General features: G+C 58.7%; 23 protein-coding genes and 1 tRNA gene. 14 read left to right on the top strand and 10 right to left on the bottom strand.

Translation table 11 applies throughout. The features are described 5' to 3' along the window. Position 1: 1 nt before the first annotated feature. From LOY55_RS19250 to lipA, 5 genes are all read left to right on the top strand, one after another. Positions 2-916 carry a LysR family transcriptional regulator gene (locus LOY55_RS19250; protein WP_223525004.1) on the top strand — a complete coding sequence of 305 codons (915 nt, stop codon included), beginning with the start codon at positions 2-4 and terminating at the stop codon, positions 914-916. A gap of 79 nt (positions 917-995) precedes the next feature. Then, complete coding sequence (locus tag LOY55_RS19255; RefSeq protein WP_109786735.1) at positions 996-2504, top strand: sigma-54-dependent transcriptional regulator; 1509 nt, start codon at positions 996-998, stop codon at positions 2502-2504. A gap of 407 nt (positions 2505-2911) precedes the next feature. Further along, positions 2912-3295, top strand: coding sequence for a glycine cleavage system protein GcvH (gene gcvH, locus LOY55_RS19260; protein ID WP_007942957.1), 384 nt, complete (start codon positions 2912-2914; stop codon positions 3293-3295). A 42-nt stretch (positions 3296-3337) separates the two neighbouring features. After that, the gene (gene glyA, locus LOY55_RS19265) at positions 3338-4594 is read left to right on the top strand and encodes a serine hydroxymethyltransferase (RefSeq protein WP_046030478.1); all 1257 of its coding nucleotides are present in this window, start codon (positions 3338-3340) and stop codon (positions 4592-4594) included. Between the two features lie 52 nt (positions 4595-4646). Beyond that, a complete protein-coding gene (gene lipA / locus LOY55_RS19270; protein ID WP_223525002.1) occupies positions 4647-5633 on the top strand; it encodes a lipoyl synthase in 987 nt (328 codons plus the stop codon). A 74-nt stretch (positions 5634-5707) separates the two neighbouring features. Here the strand turns inward: lipA and LOY55_RS19275 are convergent. The 5 genes from LOY55_RS19275 to LOY55_RS19295 all read right to left on the bottom strand — a co-directional run bounded on the left by LOY55_RS19275 (position 5708) and on the right by LOY55_RS19295 (position 10181). Next, positions 5708-5782, bottom strand: a tRNA-Gln gene (locus LOY55_RS19275). A gap of 133 nt (positions 5783-5915) precedes the next feature. After that, positions 5916-7040: an agmatine/peptidylarginine deiminase gene (locus tag LOY55_RS19280; RefSeq protein ID WP_223525000.1), complete on the bottom strand. Its 1125-nt coding sequence runs from the start codon at positions 7038-7040 to the stop codon at positions 5916-5918. A gap of 70 nt (positions 7041-7110) precedes the next feature. Continuing rightward, positions 7111-8214 (bottom strand): extracellular solute-binding protein, encoded by a 1104-nt coding sequence (locus LOY55_RS19285; protein ID WP_223524999.1) that lies wholly within the window; start codon positions 8212-8214, stop codon positions 7111-7113. 1 nt (position 8215) lies between these two features. Further along, entirely contained in the window at positions 8216-9124 is a 909-nt protein-coding gene (gene aguB, locus LOY55_RS19290) for an N-carbamoylputrescine amidase (protein ID WP_223524998.1), read from the bottom strand. Positions 9125-9128: 4 nt separating this feature from the next. Continuing rightward, positions 9129-10181: an agmatine/peptidylarginine deiminase gene (locus LOY55_RS19295; RefSeq protein WP_223524997.1), complete on the bottom strand. Its 1053-nt coding sequence runs from the start codon at positions 10179-10181 to the stop codon at positions 9129-9131. Between the two features lie 132 nt (positions 10182-10313). On the opposite strand from LOY55_RS19295, the gene LOY55_RS19300 reads away from it, so the two are divergent. Continuing rightward, positions 10314-11174, top strand: coding sequence for a LysR family transcriptional regulator (locus LOY55_RS19300; RefSeq protein ID WP_223524996.1), 861 nt, complete (start codon positions 10314-10316; stop codon positions 11172-11174). Between the two features lie 51 nt (positions 11175-11225). Here LOY55_RS19300 and LOY55_RS19305 read toward each other — a convergent pair whose 3' ends face one another. After that, positions 11226-12275 (bottom strand): metallophosphoesterase, encoded by a 1050-nt coding sequence (locus LOY55_RS19305; protein WP_223524995.1) that lies wholly within the window; start codon positions 12273-12275, stop codon positions 11226-11228. 265 nt (positions 12276-12540) lie between these two features. Here LOY55_RS19305 and LOY55_RS19310 point away from each other — a divergent pair, with 265 nt between their 5' ends. Then, a complete protein-coding gene (locus LOY55_RS19310; RefSeq protein ID WP_046030499.1) occupies positions 12541-13200 on the top strand; it encodes a MarC family protein in 660 nt (219 codons plus the stop codon). Positions 13201-13446: 246 nt separating this feature from the next. On the opposite strand, the gene LOY55_RS19315 is transcribed toward LOY55_RS19310, so the two are convergent. Beyond that, positions 13447-13788: a hypothetical protein gene (locus tag LOY55_RS19315; protein WP_046030500.1), complete on the bottom strand. Its 342-nt coding sequence runs from the start codon at positions 13786-13788 to the stop codon at positions 13447-13449. Between the two features lie 258 nt (positions 13789-14046). Here LOY55_RS19315 and LOY55_RS19320 point away from each other — a divergent pair, with 258 nt between their 5' ends. The 4 genes from LOY55_RS19320 (at position 14047) to pcaG (ending at position 16788) form a co-directional block, all read left to right on the top strand. Then, complete coding sequence (locus LOY55_RS19320) at positions 14047-14310, top strand: hypothetical protein (protein WP_046030602.1); 264 nt, start codon at positions 14047-14049, stop codon at positions 14308-14310. A gap of 91 nt (positions 14311-14401) precedes the next feature. After that, entirely contained in the window at positions 14402-15331 is a 930-nt protein-coding gene (gene pcaQ, locus LOY55_RS19325) for a pca operon transcription factor PcaQ (protein ID WP_223524994.1), read from the top strand. 122 nt (positions 15332-15453) lie between these two features. Next, positions 15454-16173, top strand: coding sequence for a protocatechuate 3,4-dioxygenase subunit beta (pcaH, locus tag LOY55_RS19330; RefSeq protein ID WP_046030504.1), 720 nt, complete (start codon positions 15454-15456; stop codon positions 16171-16173). Positions 16174-16185: 12 nt separating this feature from the next. Next, positions 16186-16788 carry a protocatechuate 3,4-dioxygenase subunit alpha gene (gene pcaG, locus LOY55_RS19335; RefSeq protein WP_077431911.1) on the top strand — a complete coding sequence of 201 codons (603 nt, stop codon included), beginning with the start codon at positions 16186-16188 and terminating at the stop codon, positions 16786-16788. 57 nt (positions 16789-16845) lie between these two features. Here pcaG and LOY55_RS19340 read toward each other — a convergent pair whose 3' ends face one another. Further along, the gene (locus LOY55_RS19340; protein WP_109786744.1) at positions 16846-18237 is read right to left on the bottom strand and encodes an MFS transporter; all 1392 of its coding nucleotides are present in this window, start codon (positions 18235-18237) and stop codon (positions 16846-16848) included. Between the two features lie 82 nt (positions 18238-18319). After that, positions 18320-19204, bottom strand: a complete 885-nt coding sequence (locus LOY55_RS19345; protein WP_223524992.1) for a LysR family transcriptional regulator — start codon at positions 19202-19204, stop codon at positions 18320-18322. A 166-nt stretch (positions 19205-19370) separates the two neighbouring features. Here LOY55_RS19345 and LOY55_RS19350 point away from each other — a divergent pair, with 166 nt between their 5' ends. The 3 genes from LOY55_RS19350 (at position 19371) to LOY55_RS19360 (ending at position 22624) form a co-directional block, all read left to right on the top strand. Beyond that, a complete protein-coding gene (locus LOY55_RS19350) occupies positions 19371-20726 on the top strand; it encodes an MFS transporter (protein WP_223524990.1) in 1356 nt (451 codons plus the stop codon). 15 nt (positions 20727-20741) lie between these two features. Further along, a complete protein-coding gene (locus LOY55_RS19355) occupies positions 20742-21182 on the top strand; it encodes a type II 3-dehydroquinate dehydratase (RefSeq protein WP_046030519.1) in 441 nt (146 codons plus the stop codon). A 146-nt stretch (positions 21183-21328) separates the two neighbouring features. Continuing rightward, on the top strand, positions 21329-22624 hold the full coding sequence (locus LOY55_RS19360) for an OprD family porin (protein ID WP_223524988.1): 1296 nt from the start codon (positions 21329-21331) through the stop codon (positions 22622-22624). 128 nt (positions 22625-22752) lie between these two features. Here LOY55_RS19360 and LOY55_RS19365 read toward each other — a convergent pair whose 3' ends face one another. Continuing rightward, positions 22753-23016, bottom strand: a complete 264-nt coding sequence (locus tag LOY55_RS19365; RefSeq protein WP_223524986.1) for a hypothetical protein — start codon at positions 23014-23016, stop codon at positions 22753-22755. Between the last annotated feature and the right edge of the window lie 46 nt (positions 23017-23062).

Here is a 23062-nt window from a genome sequence, read left to right on the forward strand (position 1 = left end):
CGTGATTCAACTGCACGATGTCGATCTGAAATTACTCAGGGTGTTTGCCACGATTGTCAGGTGCGGCGGTTTTTCCGCAGCGCAAGCGGCGTTGAACGCCGGCCAGTCAACCATCAGCGAACAGATGACTCATCTGGAGACCCGACTGGGGGTCAAACTCTGTCAGCGCGGGCGCAGCGGCTTTCGCTTGACCGAGCAAGGCGTGGCCATTCATGAAGCCACCCAGCGCCTGCTGTCGGCGGTGGAAAATTTCTGCATGGACGCCGACGTGCTCAAGCAGCACATCAGCGGCAAACTCAACCTGGGGATCATCGACACCACCATCACCGACCCCGATTCGCCGCTGCCGCGCACCACTCAGCGCTTTGTGTCCCGGGGGCACGACGTGCACCTCAACGTGTACGTGGGCACCCCCGCCGAACTCGAAGAACGCGTACTCGACGGCCGGTTGCACCTGGCCATCGGGCACTTCCCGATCCACGTTCCAGGCCTGCTGCACACACCGCTGTATCAGGAAGCGTTGGGGTTGTATTGCGGGCGGCGGCATCCGCTGTATGGCAGTAAGACCGAAGGTGATGAACTGCTCGAAGAAATCGCCGCGAGCCGGATTGTCGTGCGCGGCTACATGCAGCAATACGACCTTGAACACCTGGGCGTCAGCAAAGCCGCGGCCACCGTCGACAACATCGAGGCGCTCGCCATTTTGCTGATCTCCGGGGCCTATCTGGGGTTTCTTCCGGCGCACTTCGCCAGCCAGTGGATCAAGACCGGGGAGATGCATCAACTGGCGCCGAACAGCTTGCAATTGATGTCGCCGTTCGACGTGATTACCCGACGCGGCACCGCGCCGCCGCCGATCCTCCAGGCGTTCCTCGAAGACCTGGCCGCGTGCTCGCGTAAAACCGGCAATGGCTGATCTGCGCTCGCCACAGGTCAACACTGCCCGGCATACTCATTGACGCCACCACCCCGTTCGCCACCCTTGCAGGCCCGTTATGCGCATCCACGTCACCTTCATCGACCGCGTCGGCATCACCCAGGAAGTACTGGCCCTGCTCGGTGGGCGCCGGTTCAATCTGGACGCCGTCGAGATGGTGCCACCGAACGTTTACATCGATGCACCGACCCTCGGCGTCGATGTTCTGGAAGAGCTGCGCGAGGCGTTTCTCGGCGTACAAGGTGTGCAAGCGGTGACGATGGTCGACATCCTTCCGGGGCAACGCCGAAGCTTGCAACTCGATGCCTTGCTGGCGGCCAGCACCGATGCGGTATTGGCGGTGGATGACCGCGGTTTTGTATTGCTGGCCAACCCGGCGCTGATCGCTTTGTGTGGTCGCGAACCGGCCGGTGAATCGCTGACCGCGTTGTTCGATGATCCGTCGCTGCAACAGACGCTGATCGAACACCACTTCCGCCTGCCCATGCACGAGGTCAGCCTGGGCGGCCAGACGTTGCTGCTGGACGCCATGCCGATCACCGATGCCGGCGCCCTGCTGACGCTGTATCACCCGAACCGCATCGGCGAACGCCTGTCGGCGCTGCACCATGACCATGCCGAAGGGTTCGATGCGTTGCTGGGCGAATCCCCGGCGATTCGCACGCTCAAGGCCCGTGCCCAGCGCGTGGCCACGCTCGACGCGCCGCTGTTGATCCAGGGTGAAACCGGCACCGGCAAAGAGCTGGTGGCCCGCGCTTGCCATGCGATCAGCACGCGGCGCGATTCGCCGTTTTTGGCGTTGAACTGCGCAGCCCTCCCGGAAAGTCTCGCCGAAAGCGAACTGTTCGGCTACGCCGCCGGGGCCTTCACCGGCGCCCAGCGTGGCGGCAAACTCGGCCTGCTGGAACTGGCAGACCAAGGCACAGTGTTCCTCGACGAAGTCGGTGAAATGTCGCCCTACCTGCAAGCCAAGTTGCTGCGTTTTTTGAGCGATGGCTGCTTCCGTCGGGTCGGTGGCGATCGCGAGGTCAAGGTCAACGTTCGGGTGCTGAGCGCCACCCACCGCGACCTGGAAAAAATGGTCGCTGAAGGTCACTTTCGAGAGGACCTGTTCTACCGTCTCAATGTCCTCAACCTGCAAGTGCCGCCGCTGCGTGAGCGCGGCCACGACATCCTGTTGATGGCCAACCACTTCATGCAGCAGGCCTGCGCACAGATCCAGCGTCCGGTGTGCCGTTTGGCCCCAAGCACCTTTCCTGCCCTGCTCGGCAACCGCTGGCCGGGCAACGTTCGGCAGCTGCAAAACGTGATTTTCCGGGCGGCGGCGATTTGCGAAAACCCGCTGGTGGACATCGACGATCTGGACATTGCCAGAACCGCTGTAGAGCGGCAAAACGACGGTGAAGTGGGCAGCCTCGAAGCTGCCGTCGAAGGCTTTGAAAAGCACCTGCTGGAACAGCTTTACCGCAGTTATCCCTCCAGCCGCTTGCTGGCGGCGCGGCTGCAAACGTCACACAGCGCCATCGCCATTCGCCTGCGCAAGTACGGCATTCCCACCAAGCCCTGAGCCCTGCCCCAAACAACACAAGGACCCTGTGGGAGCGGGCTTGCCCGCGATAGCGGTGTGACATTCAGCATTGATGTTGACTGACACTCCCTCATCGCGGGCAAGCCCGCTCCCACAGGGATTTGTAGTCGTCTTGAAATCGCTACAGCGTATCGAATTCAAGACAACCTTCTGCGACCCCATTTTTTCCTGCCCTGCTCGTTGCCCTCCTCTTGTCCGTATTGATTTCAATACAGGAAAACCCTATTGGTACTTTCAATAACATAACAACTCTTTGATTTTAAACAACTAACCAACATTGGCACCGCCCTTGCTATCACTGTTCCAGCCACGCTCGCTGCCCCGCACGAGCCTGTAAACGTCATCCGCCACCAGCAGTGGATGAGTCTGAACAATGAGGAGTTGTTATGAGCGAATTGCGTTTTACCGTCGATCACGAATGGTTGCGCCTTGAGAGCAATGGCCTGGTCACCGTTGGCATCACTGAGTTTGCCCAGCAGGCATTGGGGGATGTGGTGTTCGTTCAGGTGCCTGAACTGGGCGCCTTCGATGCAGGCGCTGAAGTGTCGGTACTGGAATCGGTGAAAGCGGCCAGCAGTATCGGCATGCCGCTGGACGGTGAAGTGGTCGAGATTAACGCAACGCTCGAGAGCACTCCGGAACGGGTCAACGAAGACCCATTGGGCGAAGGCTGGTTCTTTCGCTTCAAACCGGTCGATGTCGAGGCATTGAGCGACTTGCTGGATCAAGACGCCTATGAACGCCTGACCGCAGAACACGCCGACGCTTGAAGCCCCCCCACGCATTTCCTGAATACGAAAAAGGACCACACCATGTTCAGCAAACACGACCAGATCAAAGGCTACGACGACGAACTGCTGGCGGCGATGAATGCCGAAGACGCACGGCAAGAGCACCACATCGAACTAATCGCCTCCGAGAACTACACCAGTCAACGGGTGATGGAAGCGCAAGGCAGTGGCCTGACCAACAAATACGCCGAAGGTTATCCAGGCAAGCGCTATTACGGTGGCTGCGAACACGTTGATGTGGTCGAACAACTGGCGATTGACCGGGCCAAACAATTGTTCGGCGCCGATTACGCTAACGTCCAGCCACACTCCGGCAGTCAGGCCAACGCCGCCGTCTTCCTCGCGCTGCTGCAAGCGGGCGACACCGTATTGGGCATGAGCCTGGCCCATGGCGGCCACTTGACCCACGGTGCCAAAGTGAGTTTTTCCGGCAAGCTCTACAACGCCGTGCAGTACGGCATCGACACCGCCACCGGGCTGATTGATTACGACGAAGTCGAGCGTTTGGCCGTCGAGCACAAACCGAAAATGCTCATCGCCGGATTCTCCGCCTATTCCAAGACGTTGGACTTCCCGCGTTTCCGCCAGATCGCCGACAAAGTCGGGGCTTACCTGTTCGTCGACATGGCCCACGTCGCCGGGCTGGTGGCGACCGGTTTGTACCCGAACCCGATCCCCTTCGCCGACGTCGTCACCACCACCACGCACAAAACCCTGCGCGGTCCGCGTGGCGGCCTGATCCTGGCCAAGGCCAATCCGGAACTGGAGAAAAAACTCAACGCGGCGGTGTTCCCGGGCGGTCAGGGCGGTCCGCTGATGCACGTGATCGCGGCCAAAGCGGTGTGCTTCAAGGAAGCGCTGGAGCCCGGTTTCAAAACCTATCAGGCGCAGGTGATCCGCAATGCCCAAGCGATGGCCAAGGTCTTTATCGACCGGGGTTTCGACGTCGTTTCCGGTGGCACCGACAACCACCTGTTCCTGGTCAGCCTGATTCGCCAGGGCCTGACCGGCAAAGACGCCGACGCCGCCCTCGGCCGCGCCGGGATCACCGTGAACAAGAATGCCGTGCCCAATGATCCGCAATCGCCGTTCGTGACCTCGGGCCTGCGCATCGGCACGCCGGCGATCACCAGCCGTGGTTTCAAGGAAGCGCAGAGTATCGAGTTGGCGGGATGGATCTGCGACCTGCTCGATCACCTCGGCGATGCCGATGTCGAGGCGCACGTCGCCCGACAAGCCGCTGCAATGTGCAGTGACTTCCCGGTCTACCGCGACTGATCAGCCACGGGAGGGTTAACCGCCCTCCCGCTCGCGCCAAAGGAAGAAACACATGAGTACAGTGATGGAACCAACCGGCACCGCCCCGGCGAAAATGCAAGTTGGCGTCAAACTGCGCGGTGCAGAGAAGGTCGCGCGGATTCCGGTCAAGATCATCCCGACCGATGAACTCCCTCGCAAACCCGACTGGATCCGGGTGCGCATGCCGATCTCTCCCGAGGTCGACCGGATCAAGCAACTGCTGCGCAAACACAAGCTGCACAGCGTTTGCGAAGAAGCGTCCTGCCCGAACCTTGGCGAGTGTTTTTCCGGCGGCACGGCGACGTTCATGATCATGGGTGACATCTGCACCCGCCGGTGCCCGTTCTGCGATGTCGGCCACGGCCGGCCGAAACCGCTCGACGCCGATGAGCCGATGAACCTCGCCGTGGCCATCGCCGACCTGCGCCTGAAGTACGTGGTCATCACGTCGGTGGACCGCGATGATCTGCGCGATGGCGGCGCCCAACACTTTGTCGATTGCCTGCGCGAAATCCGCAAATTGTCGCCGGGCGTGCAACTGGAAACCCTGGTCCCGGACTATCGCGGGCGCATGGACGTCGCGCTGGCGATCACCGCCACTGAGCCACCCGATGTGTTCAACCACAACCTGGAAACCGTGCCGCGCTTGTATAAAGCGGCGCGACCGGGTTCGGATTTCGAGTGGTCACTGGACCTGCTGCAGAAGTTCAAAGTAATGGTTCCGTCCGTGCCGACCAAATCCGGCCTGATGCTGGGCCTCGGCGAAACCGACGAGGAAGTCATCGAGGTGATGCAGCGCATGCGCGAGCACGATGTCGACATGCTCACGCTCGGCCAGTACCTGCAACCGTCACGCAGTCACTTGCCAGTCCAGCGCTTCGTGCACCCGGACGTGTTTGCCTGGTTTGCCGAGGAAGGTGCGCGCATGGGTTTCAAGAACGTCGCGTCTGGCCCGTTGGTGCGCTCGTCTTACCATGCCGACCAACAAGTTCAAGGGACGAAGTCAGTTGAACGCTGAGGCGTATCGCCTGGAGAGAAAATCACAGGCATAAAAAAACGCCAGACCGGTCAGGTCTGGCGTTTCTTGAAATATGGCAGGGGCGGCTGGATTTGAACCAACGCATGGCAGGATCAAAACCTGCTGCCTTACCGCTTGGCGACGCCCCTGTAGCAATTGCTACGAACGGGCGGAAATTTATCAACTTTCCCGCAACATGGGAAGCCCCTACCGAACATATTTTTGTTCTAAAACAGCCACTTAACATTAATCAAGTTTAGTTACAACGGGCACGACGCCAGATTAAACCCGTGGCTGATGATTGGTCACACAGTGGATGCCGCCGCCACCGGCCGAGATTGCATCGATGTTGAGCTGTACCACCTCACGGTCCGGGTAGAGCTCGGACAACAGGTCGAAGGCCTTGGTATCGGCCGCTTTGTCGCCGAACTCAGGCGCAATGACCGCCCCGTTGATCACGAAGTAGTTGATGTAACCGGCGGCAAAATCCGGATTGTTTTTGTTGAACTTGCTTTTGCGCGGGTTCAGCGGCGGCGACACGGTGCGCACTTGCAACTTGCGGCCATCGGCGTCCGTGGCGTTTTTCAGAATGTCCAGGTGGGCCAATGTCACTTTGCGGTCGTAGGATTCGGGGTCGTTGTCGAGGTTGGCGATCACCACCCCCGGCTTGACGAAGCGCGCATAGAAATCGACATGGGCGTCGGTGATGTCCTTGCCTTTGATGCCCGGCAGCCAAATGATTTTGCGCAAGCCGAGGCGTTCCTTCAGCTCTTGCTCGACCTCGGCTTTGCTCCAGTCCGGGTTGCGATTGCTGTTGATCCAACTGCTTTCGGTCATGATCCCGGTGCCGTGACCGTCCACTTCGATACCACCGCCCTCGCCCACCAGTTCGCTGCGCAGGTAGCTGGCCTTGGCGTTTTTGGCGACCAGCGCGGCCAGTTTCGCGTCCTTGGCATGCCGTTGTTTGTTGCCCCAGCCATTGAAGTTGAAGTCGACGGCGCCCAATCCGCCGTCCCCGTCGATGACGAAGTTGGCGCCGATGTCACGCATCCAGATATCGTCGAGCTCAGTGGTGACGTAGGTGACGCCCGACGTGCCGCAGTGCTCTTCGGCCAGTTCCCGCTCGCTGGCGCGGCAGAACACGGTCACCGGCTCGTAGTCGGCGACGGTGCGCGCGATCAGGCCAAGGGCCTCTTGCACGTCGGCGGTAAAGTCTTCCCAGATCGCCTCCTGTGCGCCAAAGGCAATGAACGCACGCTGATGTTTGTCGCCTTCGTCCGGCATGAACCATTGCCCCCCGGTGGCAGCGTGTGCTGACACCGGCGAGAGGCTGAACCCCATGGACGCAGCGGCGCCTATACCTGCGATTACTGATGCGTGTTTGATGAACTGGCGACGCGTCGACATGTGTGAATCCTTGAATAGCTGTTCGTTATTGCTGAAAGATTGAAGGCCGGCACCGGGTGCCGGCCGAACGTCACTGGGCAGTGGCGGTTTTGAACTTGGTCCAGGTGCGCATGCGCACGCGCATATCGGATTGGGGGATGTCCTTGCCCGGAATCAGCCGTTCATACGTGGCTTCATCGAGGTAAATGTCCGGGTTATTACGCATGGCCGCATCGACGCTCGGACGCGCCTTCGCGTTGGACGTAGGGTAGCCGGTGAAGTTGCTGATGGCGGCCATGTTCTCCGGGCGCATGACAAAGTTGATGAACGCGTAGGCGTACTCCGGGTGTTTGGCGTCGACCGGTATCGCCATGGTGTCCATCCACACCGTGGTGCCTTCACGGGGCACGCGATACTGGAACGTGGTGTTCTTGCCGGCGCCGTCCGAGGTCCGTTGCGCCTGTGTCATGTCGCCGCTGTAGCCAAGCGACAGACACAGGTTGCCATTGACCAGATCAGTCACCGGTTGCGACTGGAACTTGCGAATGTGCGGTCGCAGTTTCATCAGCAAGTCACTGGCCGCAGCAAGGTCCTGAGGCTTGGCGCTACGGGGATCCTTGCCCAGGTAATTGAGCACCACCGCCAGCACTTCGTCCGGCGAATCGATCATCGAGATACCGCAATCGGCGAACCGAGCGGCCAGCTCCGGTTTGAACAGCATGTCCAGGCTGTTGACCGGTGCATCCGGCATACGCTGCTTGATCTGCTCGGCGTTGTAGGTCAGGCCGATGGTGCCCCAGGTGTAGGGAACAGTGGCCTTGCTCGAATGCTCATAGTGCGAACGCAACTTCTGCAAACCGGGTTCGACGTCATCCAGCGCGATGACTTTTGACTGATCCAGCGGCTGCAGGCTGCCCGCACGCATCAAGCGTTCGGCGACGGTGTCGCCGGGGAAGATCAAGTCGTAACCGCTGCCGCCAGCGAGCATCTTGGCTTCCAGCGTTTCACTGCCGTCCATGACGTCGTAGATCACTTTGATCCCGGTTTCGGCGGTGAATCGGCTGAGCGTGTCCTCGGCAAAGTAATCAGCCCAGTTGTACAGCCGCAGCGTTTTCTCTTCGGCGTGCAGCGACGGTATCGCGCAGCACAGGGCCAGGCCCAAGGCGCCGAGCAAGCGTTTGTTGGCGATTTGCATGTCAAACCCCTTGAGTATTCCAGCGTGCATTGAGGTGACGACCGTCCTGACTCAACAACGCCCCGTACATGTCCGGGCGGCGATCGCGGTAAATGCCCCAGCTCAAGCGTTCTTCGCGCATCGCGGCCAGGTCCAGGTTGTGCACCAATACGCCCGTGCTGTCGCGGTCGGCTTCGGCGAGCAACTTGCCCTTGTGGTTACAGATAAAGGACGAACCGTAGAAGCTCATTTGCAGCTCGGGATCGGTGGTCGCCACCTCGCGGCCGACACGGTTGGAAGCCACCACCGGCAGGATGTTGGCCGCCGCATGACCGCGCATGGTCATTTGCCAGTGGTCCCGTGAATCCAGGGTCGCGCAGCCGGGCTCAGAGCCGATGGCGGTGGGAAACAGCAGGACTTCAGCGCCCATCAATGCCAGGCAACGCGCGGTTTCGGGAAACCACTGATCCCAGCAGATGCCCACGCCGAGGCGGCCGAACGCGGTGTCCCAGACACGGAAACCGGTATCGCCGGGGCTGAAATATTCCTTCTCCTGATAACCGATGGCGTTGGGGATGTGGGTCTTGCGATACACACCCAACAAGCGCCCGTCGGCATCGGCCACGCTCAACGAATTGAAGTACGCGTTGCCGGCCTTCTCGAACCAGCTCAGCGGCAACACCACGCCCAACTCCTTGGCCAGCGCGGCGAAACGCTTGAGCACAGGGCTGTCGCGATATTCTTCGGCCAGCGCCACGTGTTTGTGGCTTTGTTCGATGCAAAAATACGGCGTGGCAAACAGCTCCTGCAGCAGGATGACCCGGGCGCCCTTGGCCGCCGCGTCGCGCACTAACTGCTCGGCCTGATCGAGGTTGTGTTGCAGGTTCCAGGTGCATGGCATCTGGGTGGTGGCAATCGTCAAAAGTGTCATCAGATCAACCCTCCACTGGCCATGCCGGTTGCTGCTGGGTGATGCAATGCACCCCACCGCCGCCATGGGCCAGATGATTGATCCGCACCGGCACCACTTCACGTCCGGGGAACGCCTCACGCAACACATCGGCCGCGACGTGGTCGGCATCGATGCCGTAGGCCGGCATGATGATCGCGCCGTTGGCGATGTAGAAATTGGTATAGGAGGCGCAGAACACTTCAGCGTCGGTGTCGACGGCATCGGTGGCTTCATACAATTCGATCAGCTCGAACTTGCGCCCCTGGGCATCGGTTGCCAGCTCCAGCGCACAACGGTTTTCGCGGACCACTTCGGCATACACCGAGCCTTGATCGCGGGTGGCGTCGACCAGCAACACACCAGGGCGGGCAAATGCACAGACGCCATCGACATGGCCATCGGTCATGTCGCCGGTCACATAGTCCGGATCGCCCGGCAGCCAGATGGTCTTCTTCACGCCCAGCAAACGCGTGAAGATCTCCTCCATGTCAGCCTTGCTCATAATCGGGTTGCGGTTAGGGTTGAGCAGCACCGACTCGGTGGTGATCAGCGTGCCCTCGCCGTCCACATGAATGGCCCCGCCTTCGTTGCTCAGCGGTGTGCCAAAGCACGGCAAGCCCAGATGATTGAGCGCGCGGCGCGCCAGGCTTTCGTCCAGATCATGCGCCGACTTGCCGCCCCACGCGTTGAAGCGCCAGCTCACACCGGCCAGGCCTTGTTGCGGATGGCAGACGAAACTCGGGCCGGAGTCGCGGCACCAACTGTCGTTTACCGCCAAGGCGATCAATTCGATGTTGGGCCCGCACAAGGCTTTGGCACTGGCAATGGCTGATGGATCGACGACCATTTTCACCGGCTCGAAACGGGCAATGGCATTGGCTACACGGGCGAAGTCTTCTTGCACCAGTGCCAGCGTCACGCCCCAACCCGATTCCCAAAGTGCCTGGTTGTGCGGCCAGACCATCCAGGTCGCGGCGTGTCGAGCCCACTCAGCCGGCATCCACCAGCCACTGTTTCGAATTTCGTTCTGCTGCATGACAAGCACCTTTAAGTTAAGCCATTGTGTTCAACGAAAACTGCCTTGGCGGTCTTGGCATGCATGCTACGGCTGTAAAAATGGGCGAACAAACGATGGATTTAGTGGAAAACTGATTAGGAAACCTTATCGATGCTCAAGCACTGGCCCCCGCTCGGCACCCTTCGCGGCTTTGAGGCCGCCGCCCGTTTGGGCAGTTTTCACAAGGCGGCCGACGAGTTGCACCTCACTCAGTCGGCCATCAGTCAGCAGATCCGCAGCCTTGAGGCGTACCTGGAACAACCCCTGTTCTTTCGCAGCGGTCGCAGTGTCAGCCTGACCGATGCCGGCCACGATCTGCTCAGCACCACCCAGGCACTGCTGCAACAATTGGCCGTCGGCATTCGGCGTCTCGGGCAATACCAGAAGCCCAACCAATTGGTACTCAACACCACGCCGGCGTTCGCGCGTCATTGGCTGTTGCCACGTTTGGGGGACTTCCGCCGTCAGCATCCGGAGGTGGACCTGTGGATTTACAGCACCGATGAAGTCCCGGACATGACCACCCAGACCATCGACATTGCGGTGCGCGACGACATCAGCTCCCAGGCCGAATGCAGCTTCAAAGTGCTGCACGCCGACCGCCTCTTCCCGGCCTGCCATCCGAGCCAATTGGCGCTGGCGAGCGAACAGCGCAGCACCCTGCATGGCGAGCGGGAAATGGACTGGAGCCATTGGGCGGTGGAAGCCGGGATCGATGTTGGCCAGCAAGATCAGGGGCTGAACTTCTCCGACCCCGGCCTGCTGCTGGACGCTGCCTGCGCGGGGCTTGGCATCGCCCTGGTCAGCCAGTTACTGAGCCGGCAGGCGTGCGCTTGCGGGTTGTTGCAACCCTTGGTGGAACAAACCATTCGCGGCCCGAACTGGGCGTTGTTGACCCACCGTGACAGCGAGAGCAATGCGAAGAGTTTCAGTGAGTGGCTGGTGAGTCAGTTGGAGGGGGCAGATTCGTGACCGATACCACTGCGCTGGCGCCTCGTAAATGACTGGCGCCCCGGTTTTCCGTCATTGTGCCGACTGCGCGATGCGCCCTTGCGACGCCCCGGGCAGTAAACAGCCCTTGGCCATCCATGGGCAGTCTCTGGCCCAGCGATAATCGGTTTCCAGATCACCGCGATCATTGTAATAAGCCAAACGCAGTTGACGGGCATTCAGGTCGAGTTTGGCAAACCCGGCCCGTGATGCGGCGAACGCGCTGTCCGGCGCAGGTGTATTCAGGGCATAAAGTCTCTGCCCTCCCGCACCGGAGATGACCCACGCGGGCTCCCCGGCGCGCAGCAGTAATTGCTGATTGTGATCATGGCCTGACAAAAGCAGATCGACATTGTTGCGTTGCAAGGCCGGCAGAAGCCTGGCAACCAGATCCGACTCCTCACCATGTTGCCCCTGATTGCGCACCGGGTGGTGGGACGCAGCGATCCGCCACACCGGAGCCGGACCGGGTGCCTGGAATGCCTGATCGATCATGTCGATTTGCTGCTGCAAACTTTCACGCGGTGCCGACGTGTCGAGGAACACCATTCGCACCAAGGGGCGCCCGTCGACGTCACCGAAATCCTTGACGTAAAAGTTCGCCGGCATCTGCCAGCGGCCCGATCCCTTGTGCTGCTGTCCGTATTCGATCTCATACTGCTGCGACGCCGGGTAATCGTGATTGCCCAGCACCGCATAGAACGGCACATGACTGAGCCAATGGCCCCAATAGACACGCTCGAATCGGGTCTGCCAGTTGAGGTCATGGGTACTGGCTAACGGCTTGCCGTAGAAGTTGTCGCCCAGAAACACCACCATGTTCAGTCGCCCCTCATTGGCGGCGACTCGCTCCATGGCCCGCCCCACCCGCCACTGCTGCAGGTCACCGCTGCCTTGATCGCCCACAGCGATCATCGATACCGACGCAGGGTCCTGCGCACTCAACGGAACATAAGGCTCTGGGGGCGTATACAGCCAATCCCCCCCGGCGATCAGCAGAAGAACAAAGGTGACGCCAGAGCAAATCACCACTTTCCTGAACACCGAACGTTTTGCAATAGAGGATGAAGTCGTGCGTTTCAATCGGTCACTCACTGGGTATCGGCAGGCGGGGAAGTCAGGTTCAACCTCCCTTCAATAGATCACTCCAGTTGTTGGTACTTCGTTAAAAATTCGTACCGTATTCATTTTCAAGTCTGCTTTTGCGCCCTGCCCCGCCTCCATTCGACGTTGCGCGCCGCTCGGAAGACCTCCCGTCCGCAAGTCCGGCTTTTTTTCGGCACCGTTCGAGGTGAGTTGCCTCCCGATCAGCTAGGGTGAATCGCAAGCCCCTTCTCAGGCACCCCCCATGAACTCGTACCTCACGCTGTTCTTCGGAATGTTTACCACCCTCCTGGCGATCATCAATCCATTGGAGGCCATTCCTGTGTTCTTGGGGTTGCTACATGACAAGGACGCCGCCGAGTTGCGCCGAGTAGCGCGCAAAGCGTGCCTCTATGCGCTGTTGTTGATGTTCTTTTTTCTGATTTTCGGCAACCTGCTGCTGCGTCTGTTCGAGGTGCCCCTGAGCATGATTCGGGTGGTCGGCGGGTTGATCCTGATGAAAATCGGCTTCGAGCTTTTCGCCCCCTCGCCCAACAGCAGCCTGATTCCCAGCAGCGTCAAGGGTGACCAGGACATTGCGTTCATCCCGATGGCCATGCCGATCATGTTTGGCCCCGGCGCGATCGCTACCGTTATCGGCTTGACCAGCACCATCAAGGACTCCAATCGCGCGGTGATGTCGTTCGCTGTCGTGGCCCTGGCCATCTGCGCCACGATGTTCACCACCTACCTGTCACTGGTCTACGCCAAGGGCATATTGAAAAAGATCGGCCCGCAAGGCATCGATGCCGCGACCCGCATCGTCGGTTTTTTTGTCTCGGCCATGGGCGTGGGCCTTATCTTCCACGGCACGGTGGAGTTCCTCCAGTCGTACGGCGTGCTCCTCAATGCGGTGGCGAAGTAGGCACGTTCTTGGCGGTCGTTGATCTAATCCATAGCTTTCCCGCCCCGTCACGATCAAAACAGCCTTTAAGCGGTTCATCAAAAATCTTCAGCATTGAGTTCGGCCCAACAGACAATTGACTGGTTTGAACTCACCATGAGCATTCTCAGACAAAAAAAGCCCCGCTACCGAATGCGGTGCGGGGCAAAGAATTGGTTGGTTGCGGCCAACCAAAGGAGCACGGTGAAAAGCGTTTACGAGTCAGGGTCAGATGCAATCCTGTGCAGCGCGTTGAAAACTCGAAGGCAGCAAGTTCGAAGCCAGTAGATGCCGCTCGTAGATGAACACCTTGCCGCCGTTCCCGGCCTTGTAGGCTTCCAGTACGTTATCCGTCGAGATTTTGCTCGGCACCACGATCCGGTAGCTGCGCTGGGTCTGCGAGACAGTCGGGGTCAACGCATTGCCCTGCAATTTCGGCACGACGCAGTCAGCGTATTGAGCTGGGGTCTTGCTGGTCTGCAAGGTCAGCGTCGGATCGTTCGGCGCCGACGCACAACCGGCGAGCAACAAAGAGGCAAACGCCATGACGGGTACGAATAAACGGCGCATCGGGCTCATCCTGAAAATAAACGGTTCGGTTCATCCAGCAACGGAACAGCCTCAAGGGCGCCGCCATTGCCATCGGGTCAATGTCTCATCGCCTGAATTTCTTGAGCGGCGTGTTCGATGGACGCGATTTTCCGACTATTTCCGACAAATCAGAACTTGCGTTTCGTAATGGTCACTATTACTTCTAACAATAGTTGTGCGCCGGGCAGACGAATGCGCACTCAATCACAACTGGAAAAGATTGATGAGGATCTCTCCTTGAGAACTTTTGACCTGATTCGCGATGCCGTTTTGCCCGACTTCCGTGACCGGGTGGCCGACTACCTGATCCAGTACGAAAGCGTTCTGTTGGGCGAAAACGCGTCCGACCCGGAGCTTGTCCGAGACACCGCCCATCAGTTGCGCGGTTATTTACGCGGGTTGAACACCATGCGGGTGTTGGGCATGGCGGATTGGGAGGAGCTGGATCGCAGGGTGGTGAATACGTGGCTTCAGCAACTGGACAAACACGGGCTCGAATAGCGACATTAAAACAGCGCAGCTCCGTATAGCTGCTCTAACGCTTCGCATCCAGCACTAATGGGTGCCATACCAAGAAGGCAGAGCACCCCGATTGAACATCGATACCCGCATCAAATTCCGTCATCTGGTGTGTTTTCTCGAGGTGGCGCGCCAGGGCAGCCTCGCACGTGCTTGCGACAAGTTGGCAATCAGCCAACCGGCACTGTCCAAGACGCTAAAGGAACTGGAAACCCTGCTGGAAGCCACACTGTTTGAACGGGGTAAAAAAGGCTCGACGCTGACCGAATCCGGCGTGGCTTTTTTGCGATACGCAGGACCGAGCGTGCAATCGCTGCGCGAAGGGGTTAACAGTTTGCGCTCCGGTGTACATGAGCCCATTACCGTGCAGCTCGGCGTACTGTCCACTGTCGAAAGTCAGTTGGTGCCTGAAGTTGTCTGCCGTTTACACGACAGGCACCCCGCATTGGTGGTCAGTGTCGTGACCGGGCCAAGTGCCTATTTGCTGTCCCGACTGCGTGTCGGTGAACTGGATCTGGTGGTGGGCAGAATGACCGATAGCCCCTTTATTTTCGGGCTGGCGTTCGAACATCTCTACAGCGAGTCCATGACCCTGGTGGTCCGCACTGGCCATCCGGTGCTCGCCGATCCAGCGGGGCATCAAAACCTCGAACGCTATCCGCTGGTATTGCCGTCGGCGGGGACCACCATCCGCCAGTTCGCCGACAGTCTGTTTGTGCAACACGGGATAACGCCTTCACGCCAACGCCTGGAAACCTTGTCGGTAGCCCTGAGCCGGCGCTACGTACAATGCAGTCAGGCCATCTGGGTCGCACCACTTGATGCGGTCAGGCAGGATTTGCGGCAAGGAGAGTTGGTGGAGCTGGATCTGGGGATGCGTGAGCCAGGCGGTTCCGTGGGGCTATGCACAAACCCTGCGTTGCCGGTGACACCCGCGGCGCAATGGTGCGTGGAGGCCTTGCGCGAGGTTGGCCAGGAATATCGTGACGGAGAATATCCATAACCATTTGGACATGAATAAGGTCGTTTTTTTCAATTTTGGGTTGGGCCGCATCAGCGGAAACTGGGTGTCGAGTCGCTGCCAACGCAGTCTCTGCCTCCAACCATAACAATAGGAAAAACGACATGTCTGATGCGCACGACAGCCGCTTCGTCATCCGTGACCGTAATTGGCATCCCAAAGCCCTGACACCGGACTACAAGACATCCATCCTGCGATCTCCCCGCCAGGCACTGGTAAGCATCCCCCAGTCATTATCCGAAACCAGCGGCCCGGATTTTTCCCATCTGAAGCTGGGTCAGCACGATAACGATCTGCTGTTGAACTTCAATCATGGTGGCCTGCCGATCGGAGAGCGAATCATCGTCGCAGGTCGAGTGTGTGATCAGTACGGCAAGCCGATCCCTCACACGTTGGTGGAGATGTGGCAGGCCAATGCCGGCGGCCGTTATCGGCATAAAAAAGACAGTTACCTGGCCCCCCTTGACCCGAATTTCGGCGGGGTTGGCCGAGCGTTGACGGACCGCGATGGCAACTACAGTTTCCGCACCGTCAAACCCGGCCCCTACCCATGGCGCAACGGCCCCAACGATTGGCGACCGGCCCATATCCACGTCTCCATCAGTGGCCCGTCAATTGCCACGCGTTTGATTACTCAGCTGTATTTCGAAGGTGATCCGCTCATCCCGATGTGCCCCATCGTCAAGTCGATTTCGAATCAGGAAGCGGTGCAGAGTTTGATCGCCAAGCTGGATATGAGCATGGCCAATCCAATGGATTGCCTGGCTTATCGTTTTGATATCGTCCTGCGCGGCCAGCGCAAGACCCACTTCGAAAACCGCTGAGGAGGCCTGCACATGCCCGTTCAACTTCTGCCTGAAACCCCGTCGCAAACGGCCGGCCCTTATGTCCATATCGGCTTGGCGCTGGAGGCTGCCGGCAACGCGCCGCGCGAACAGGAAATCTGGAACCACATGGCTAAACCTGACGCGCCAGGTGAGCACATTTTATTGATGGGCCAGGTGTATGACGGCAACGGCCACCTGATTCGTGACGCGTTTCTGGAGTTCTGGCAGGCGAATCACGAAGGCGACTTCGACACGGCTTACGACCTGGAAAAACCCTTCAACTGTTTTGGCCGCACCGCCACGACAGATATCGGTGAATGGACGATCAAAACCATCAAGCCGGGCACGCTGAAAAATGCCTCAGGCGTTGCCATGGCCGCGCATATCAACGTGGCGCTGTTTGCCCGGGGTATCAACATCCACTTGCAGACCCGCCTGTACTTCGACGATGAACCCGAGGCGAATGCCGTGGACCCCGTATTGAATCTGATAGAACAACCCCATCGGCGCGAATCCCTGATTGCCAGGCGCTGTACCGTTGATGGCAAGTTGGCCTACCGCTTCGACATTCATGTGCAAGGCGAATCGGAAACGGTGTTCTTCGACTTCTAACGATGCAGGCACGGTGTTGAGATGCAAACGCTCAACACCGTGGGCATTTTCCCCTGTTCATGCTCGCTGCAACACCGCCTCACCCGCCTTCGGTGGCAATCGCCGGTTGTCCAGCAAAGCAATCCCTGCAATCACCGCCACACACAGGAACGTCAGCTGAAAGTCGACCGTCTCTGCGTGGCCGTTATTGCCATGAATGTTCATCGCGAGCCGTAGCAGCAGCGCCCCCGTGGCAACCCCCATCGCCATGCTCAGCTGGAAGAACATACTGAACAGGGTCGACGCATCGCTCATCTGCTCCTTTGGGACATCGGCAAAACCCAACGTGTTGAACGCGGTGAATTGCATGGACCGTGACAAGCCACCGACAAACAGAATGAACAAGACCAACGCCCAACTCATGCGCTCATCCAGCAACGCACAGGCCGCGATGGCCATTACGCCGAGGATGCCGTTGATCATCAGCACCGGGCGAAATCCGAAGCGTTGCATCACCCTCGTGGTGAACGGCTTCATGGCCAGATTGCCCGCAAAGACAGCCAACACCAGTAACCCCGCATCCAACGCAGAAAGACCGAAGGCCAGTTGAAACATCAGCGGCAGGAGAAACGGCAAGGTGCTGATGGCGATCCGAAAAATCGACCCGCCACACAGACAGACACTGAAGGTGCGGACTCCCAAGACATCCAGCGCCAGTAACGGTTGGTCCTGCCGACGCAGATGTCGCCAGGCTAAGACACCGAGCATCACGCCTGCGCAACCGAGTGACAGTGCCGGCCACACATTGGCACGGCTTTGCCCCAGCAGCTCGACACCAAACAGCAGCGCGGCGCTGGCGCCAGCAACGAGCAGAAAACCACTGAAATCGAAAGACCGGGCAATGACAGGGTCTCGCTTGGGAATCAAGACGAGCGCGGCAATCATGGCCAACACGCCCAGCGGAAGATTGAGGTAGAAAATCCACGGCCAGGAAGCGTGGGTGACGATGAAACCACCCAACGGGGGGCCAAGAACCGGCGCGACCAGACCGGGCCAGGTAATCACAGAGATAGCCCGCACGAGGTCTTTCTTCTCGGTCGTACGAAGCACTGCCAGGCGCCCGACCGGTACCATCATCGCTCCGCTGATGCCCTGCAGCACGCGCGCGGCGACAAAGGTTGGCAGGCTGTCACTCAACCCACACAGCAATGAAGACAGACAAAACAGCACGATCGCCGAACTGAATATAAAGCGTGAACCGAAGCGATCAGCCAGCCAGCCGCTGATGGGGATGAACACCGCAACCGCGAGCATATAGACGCTCATGCCAATGTTCACATCCACCGCCGGCACACCAAACGTCCTGGCCATGTCAGGCAGCGCGGTCGCGATCACGGTGGCGTCGAGATTCTCCATAAAGAACGTGACCGCTACCAACAGGGCAATCAACGTTGAGCGGCGTTGAGACATGGGTCATCCCGGATCAGCCAAGGCATTGGCCGACACTTTACTATCGAAAACGAATGAAAGTCGAAAGGCCCTTAGGGCAAGGTTACCCCCACCCATGAGCCTCCTCGATAAAATGCAGCACCGCACTGGAACGCTCGTCAATTCGTGAAATCAGCGACAGTTCACTGACCATCTCCGGCTGATCCAGCGGCACTATCCGTATGCCAGGCATGGTTAACCGGGTCATGGTTTCCGGCACGATGCTAAGGCCGATGCCGGCTGCGACCAGTCCAGGAATACTCATCAGCGACGGTACGTACATGATGTTTTTGGGATGCAGTTGATTTTGCCGGCAGGCCTGGAGTGTGTGAGACGTCAGACCAATGCCGGCAACGTCCTGAAGAAATACGAACTTCTCGTGCCGCAACGTCGCGAGTTCACCGGTAAAACTTTCCGCCAATTCATGGTTGTCCGGGATCAACAGAACGAGCCTGGACTGGCTGAAATGGTGGGTGCGCAACCGGTCGGGCAGGTGATCCTTGAACACCCTGGCAAAGGCCAGGTCGAGTTTATGATCGAGCAACATGTCGAACTGCATACGAATACCCGCATCCACCAGCGACACTTTGACCTCGGGAAACGAGCTGAAGTAATGGCGCAGCAGTTGCGGCAAATTGGCCTCGAACAACGCCGAGTGGTAACCGATGTTGATCTCGCCCACTTCTCCACGCCGGGCACGTCGCGCCGCTGCCGCCGCCAGTTCACTGGAATCGATGGATTGGCGCGCGTGAGGCAGAAACGCCTCGCCAGCAGCCGTCAACGTCACACCGCGATTTTCCCGGCGAAACAGTGCCAGGCCCAGTTCGGACTCAAGCGTGCGCATCAATTGGCTGAGTGCCGGTTGGGCAATGCCCAACTGCTCGGCAGCCCGGCTGAAGTGTTGCAGGTCGGCCGCCACGACAAAGGCTTTCAGGTGACGCAGTTCCATAAGGCTTATCCATAAGGCTGGCTTATTAATTTATCTGGATTTCGATAATTATTCTGCAAGCAGGATGCGCTAACGTCTACTCACTTCGACGCGTCCTGCCAAAGCCTTTGCCCGAGCAGGATCGTGTGGGTAATCCATAACCATAAAAACAATGACGAGCACCTCTATGAGCACGACCAGTAACGAGACTCATGATTTGCGCATGCCTCGCAAAGCAGTGACCGCCGCGACCATTGGCACCGCCCTGGAATGGTTTGACTTCACGCTGTATGGCGCGGTGTCGGCGACCATTTTGCCCAAGTTGTTCTTCCCGGCCATGGAGCCGACCGCGGGGCTGCTGGCTTCGCTGGCGACGTTCGGCGTTGGCCTGGCAGCGCGGCCACTGGGTGCCATCACCTGCGGTTACCTGGGTGACAAACTCGGTCGACGCAACCTGATGCTGGCTACAGTGACCATGATGGGGTTGGCGTCGGTATTGATGGGCCTGTTGCCTACTTATGGCCAGGTGGGTATCTGGGCGCCGATCCTGCTGGTGCTGCTGCGGATCATTCAAGGCTTCGCGTTGGGCGGTGAGTCCACCGGGGCGCAACTGATGGCCCTGGAGCACGCATCCCCCGAACGCCGAGGGCGTTATTCCGGCATGCTCGGGTTGTGTTCACCGCTCAGCCAGATATTGGCCAACGGTGTGTTGATGGGCCTGGCAGCGACGCTTTCAAGTGAGCAGTTTGAAAGTTTTGGCTGGCGAATCCCCTTCTTGATGAGTTTCGTACTGGTGGTGGTCGCGATTTTCATCCGGTTGAAGGTCGATGAAACCCCGGCGTTCGTGGCTCTGAAAAAGACGCCAGCGAAGAAAGAAAAAAGCCCGCTCAAATCCGCACTGGGCAGCCACTACAAAACCATCCTGCGCTTGATGCTGTTTTTCTGCTCGCCCGCTGCGCTGTTCTATTTGATCGTGATTTTTTCCCTGAGCTACCTGACCAAGCATCTGGGCATGAGCCAATCGATGGGCTTCATGTCCCTCATGGTCGCCAACGTCTGCGCGATTTTCGGTGCGCTAGCCGGTGGTTATCTGTCGGATCGCTGGGGCCGTAAAAAGGCGCTGGCCCTGGGCTCGTGCATGACCTTGCTGATCCTGTTCGTCTACTTCCCGATCCTCAACACTCAAAACGTCACCGCGATCATGGCGATCATGGGGCTGTTTTTGGGCTTTACCCAGTTCCAGAGCGGCATCCAGCCGGTGGCATTCGCCGAAGCATTCCCGACCCAGGTCCGTTACTCCGGCTCCGCCCTGGCCTACACCGGCGCCAACCTGGTGATCGGTGGCCCGATGCCGATGATCGCGGTCTGGCTGATGAGCCAGTCGAACAACTCGCCGTGGCCATTGGTGACGCTGTGCGCCGTGATCAACCTGATCTCGCTGGCAATGATCGTCATCGGCCCTGAAACCCGCGGCGTCGACCTCAATGCCGTCGCCGCATCAGACGCTGTCGATACCACTTCTGCCGCCATTCTTTCCAAATAACGCACCAGGACGACCATGAACCGCACCGTCTTCATCCTTAACGGCCCTAACTTGAACTTGCTGGGTCGTCGTGAGCCGCACATTTACGGGCACACCACGCTCGATCAAATCCGGCAACGTACAGAAATGCTGGCCGAGGAACTTGGCCTGGTATGCGACTTTCGCCAGACCAACCACGAGGGCGTGATGGTCGACTGGATTCAGGAGGCCTTCGAGCAAGGCGCGGCCTTGATCATCAACCCGGCCGGCTTTTCGTTTCACTCGATTCCGGTGCTGGACGCCCTGAAGTTGATCGACGCACCACTGATTGAACTGCACCTGTCGAACATCCATGCACGGGACGAACTGCATCGCCACTCAATCATGTCTGGCGTAGTGAACGCGGTGATTTGCGGCATGGGTGCGGACGGTTATCCCCTCGCACTCCGCGCCATTAATGACCTGCTGCGTCGCTAGTTGCCCACGCCCCGACACAGCTGATCGCTAGACGCTTACACGGCGGCCTCCCGGCTGATGGTTGCCAGGGCCGCCTGCGCCTGAATTTCAGGTGTGGGCCACAAAAACCGCCAAAAAAAATAATAATTCACTGCGAGAAAACCACCATGCGCCACACTATTTTTCGCTGCAACGTACCTGCTCATTACTCATTGATCAGCCTGACCCTGGCACTCAGCGCCGGCTCGGCAGCAGTCGTTCATGCCGACGAAAATAGCGGTTTTGTCGAGGGTGCTACCGCTACCCTCAATCTGCGCAACGCCTACATCAATCGCAACTTCGTCAATCCCGCCTACCCAAACAGGGCCGCGCCACAGAACAAAGCCGAGGAGTGGACGCAAAACTTTATCCTCGATGCCCGCTCCGGCTATACCCAAGGCCCCATAGGGTTCGGTGTCGATGTACTGGGGCTTTATTCGCAAAAGCTCGACGGAGGCAAAGGCACGGGCGGCACGCAACTTCTGCCTATCCATGATGATGGGCGCCCTGCTGACAACTTTGGACGCCTGGGCGTTGCCGCCAAGGCCAAGGTTTCAAAAACGGTGGTCAAAGTCGGCGAATGGGTCAGTACGCTGCCCATCCTGCGTTCAGATGATGGCCGTTCGTTGCCGCAAACCTTTCGTGGCGCTCAGATCACCTCCCAGGAAATTGGCGGGCTGGCGTTATATGGCGGTCAAATCAGGCAAAACAGCCCGCGCAACGACGCCAGCATGGAAGACATGTCCATGAACGGCAAAGCGGCGTTTACTTCCGACCGTTTTAACTTCGGCGGCGGTGAATACACCTTCAACGACAAGCGCACTACGGTTGGGCTCTGGTACGACGAACTCAAGGACATCTATCAGCAACAATACTTCAGCCTCAATCACAGCCAACCTGTGGGTGACTGGACACTGGGCGCCAATCTGGGCTTTTTCACCGGCAAGGAAAACGGTGCCAGCCTGGCCGGAGACATGGACAACAAAACAATGTTTGGCCTGTTATCTGCAAAACTGGGGGGCAGTACGTTTTATGTTGGCTTGCAAAAGCTGACCGGAGATACCGCGTGGATGCGGGTCAATGGTGCCAGTGGCGGCACGCTGGCGAACGACAGCTATAACTCCAGCTACGATAACGCCCAAGAGCATTCCTGGCAGGTTCGTCACGATTTCAATTTCGCCACCGTCGGCATCCCCGGACTCACCATGATGAATCGTTATTTGAGTGGCGATAACGTGCACACGGGTGCTTTCACCGATGGCAAGGAATGGGGTCGGGAGTCGGAACTGGCCTATGTCATTCAGTCTGGAGCCTTGAAAAACCTGAGCGTCAAATGGCGAAACTCCAGTATCCGGAAAAATTTCAGCACCAATGAATTTGACGAAAACCGGCTGTTTGTCAGCTACCCGATATCGTTGCTGTAAGGCGACACACATAAACGCGCTGCAACTGACCGTTTTGGCAAGCCAAACCCGCCAGTAGCAGCCGCTTCAAGTGCAACCACAAATCCATCCCTGATAAATCCCGTTGAGAACGGGATTTATCTCAGCCATCAATATTTGATGTCCCGAGCCGTGCGGCGTGTGTCCTGCTTGCTGCTGCGCTTGTCCTGGCGACAGTTTGCATTGCTCTTGTCATTGTCCTTGCGGCAATCATATTTGGTTTGACGTGCATCGGAGCGCCCTGTCTGCCTGGTATCCCGCGCTTCGCGCCGTTGCTCTCCCTGTTCAGTTGCGTACGCGGGCGCCGACACCCACTGCACACCAGCGGCGACAATCAGTGTCGCCAGGGCCATCAAGCAGTGCTTGCGAATCATGATGTTCCTCCAATTCAAAAACACTCGGTCGTCTCGCTCGCCAATC

Origin of the sequence: Pseudomonas sp. B21-040, from assembly GCF_024748695.1 — a bacterium.
Classification (GTDB): domain Bacteria; phylum Pseudomonadota; class Gammaproteobacteria; order Pseudomonadales; family Pseudomonadaceae; genus Aquipseudomonas.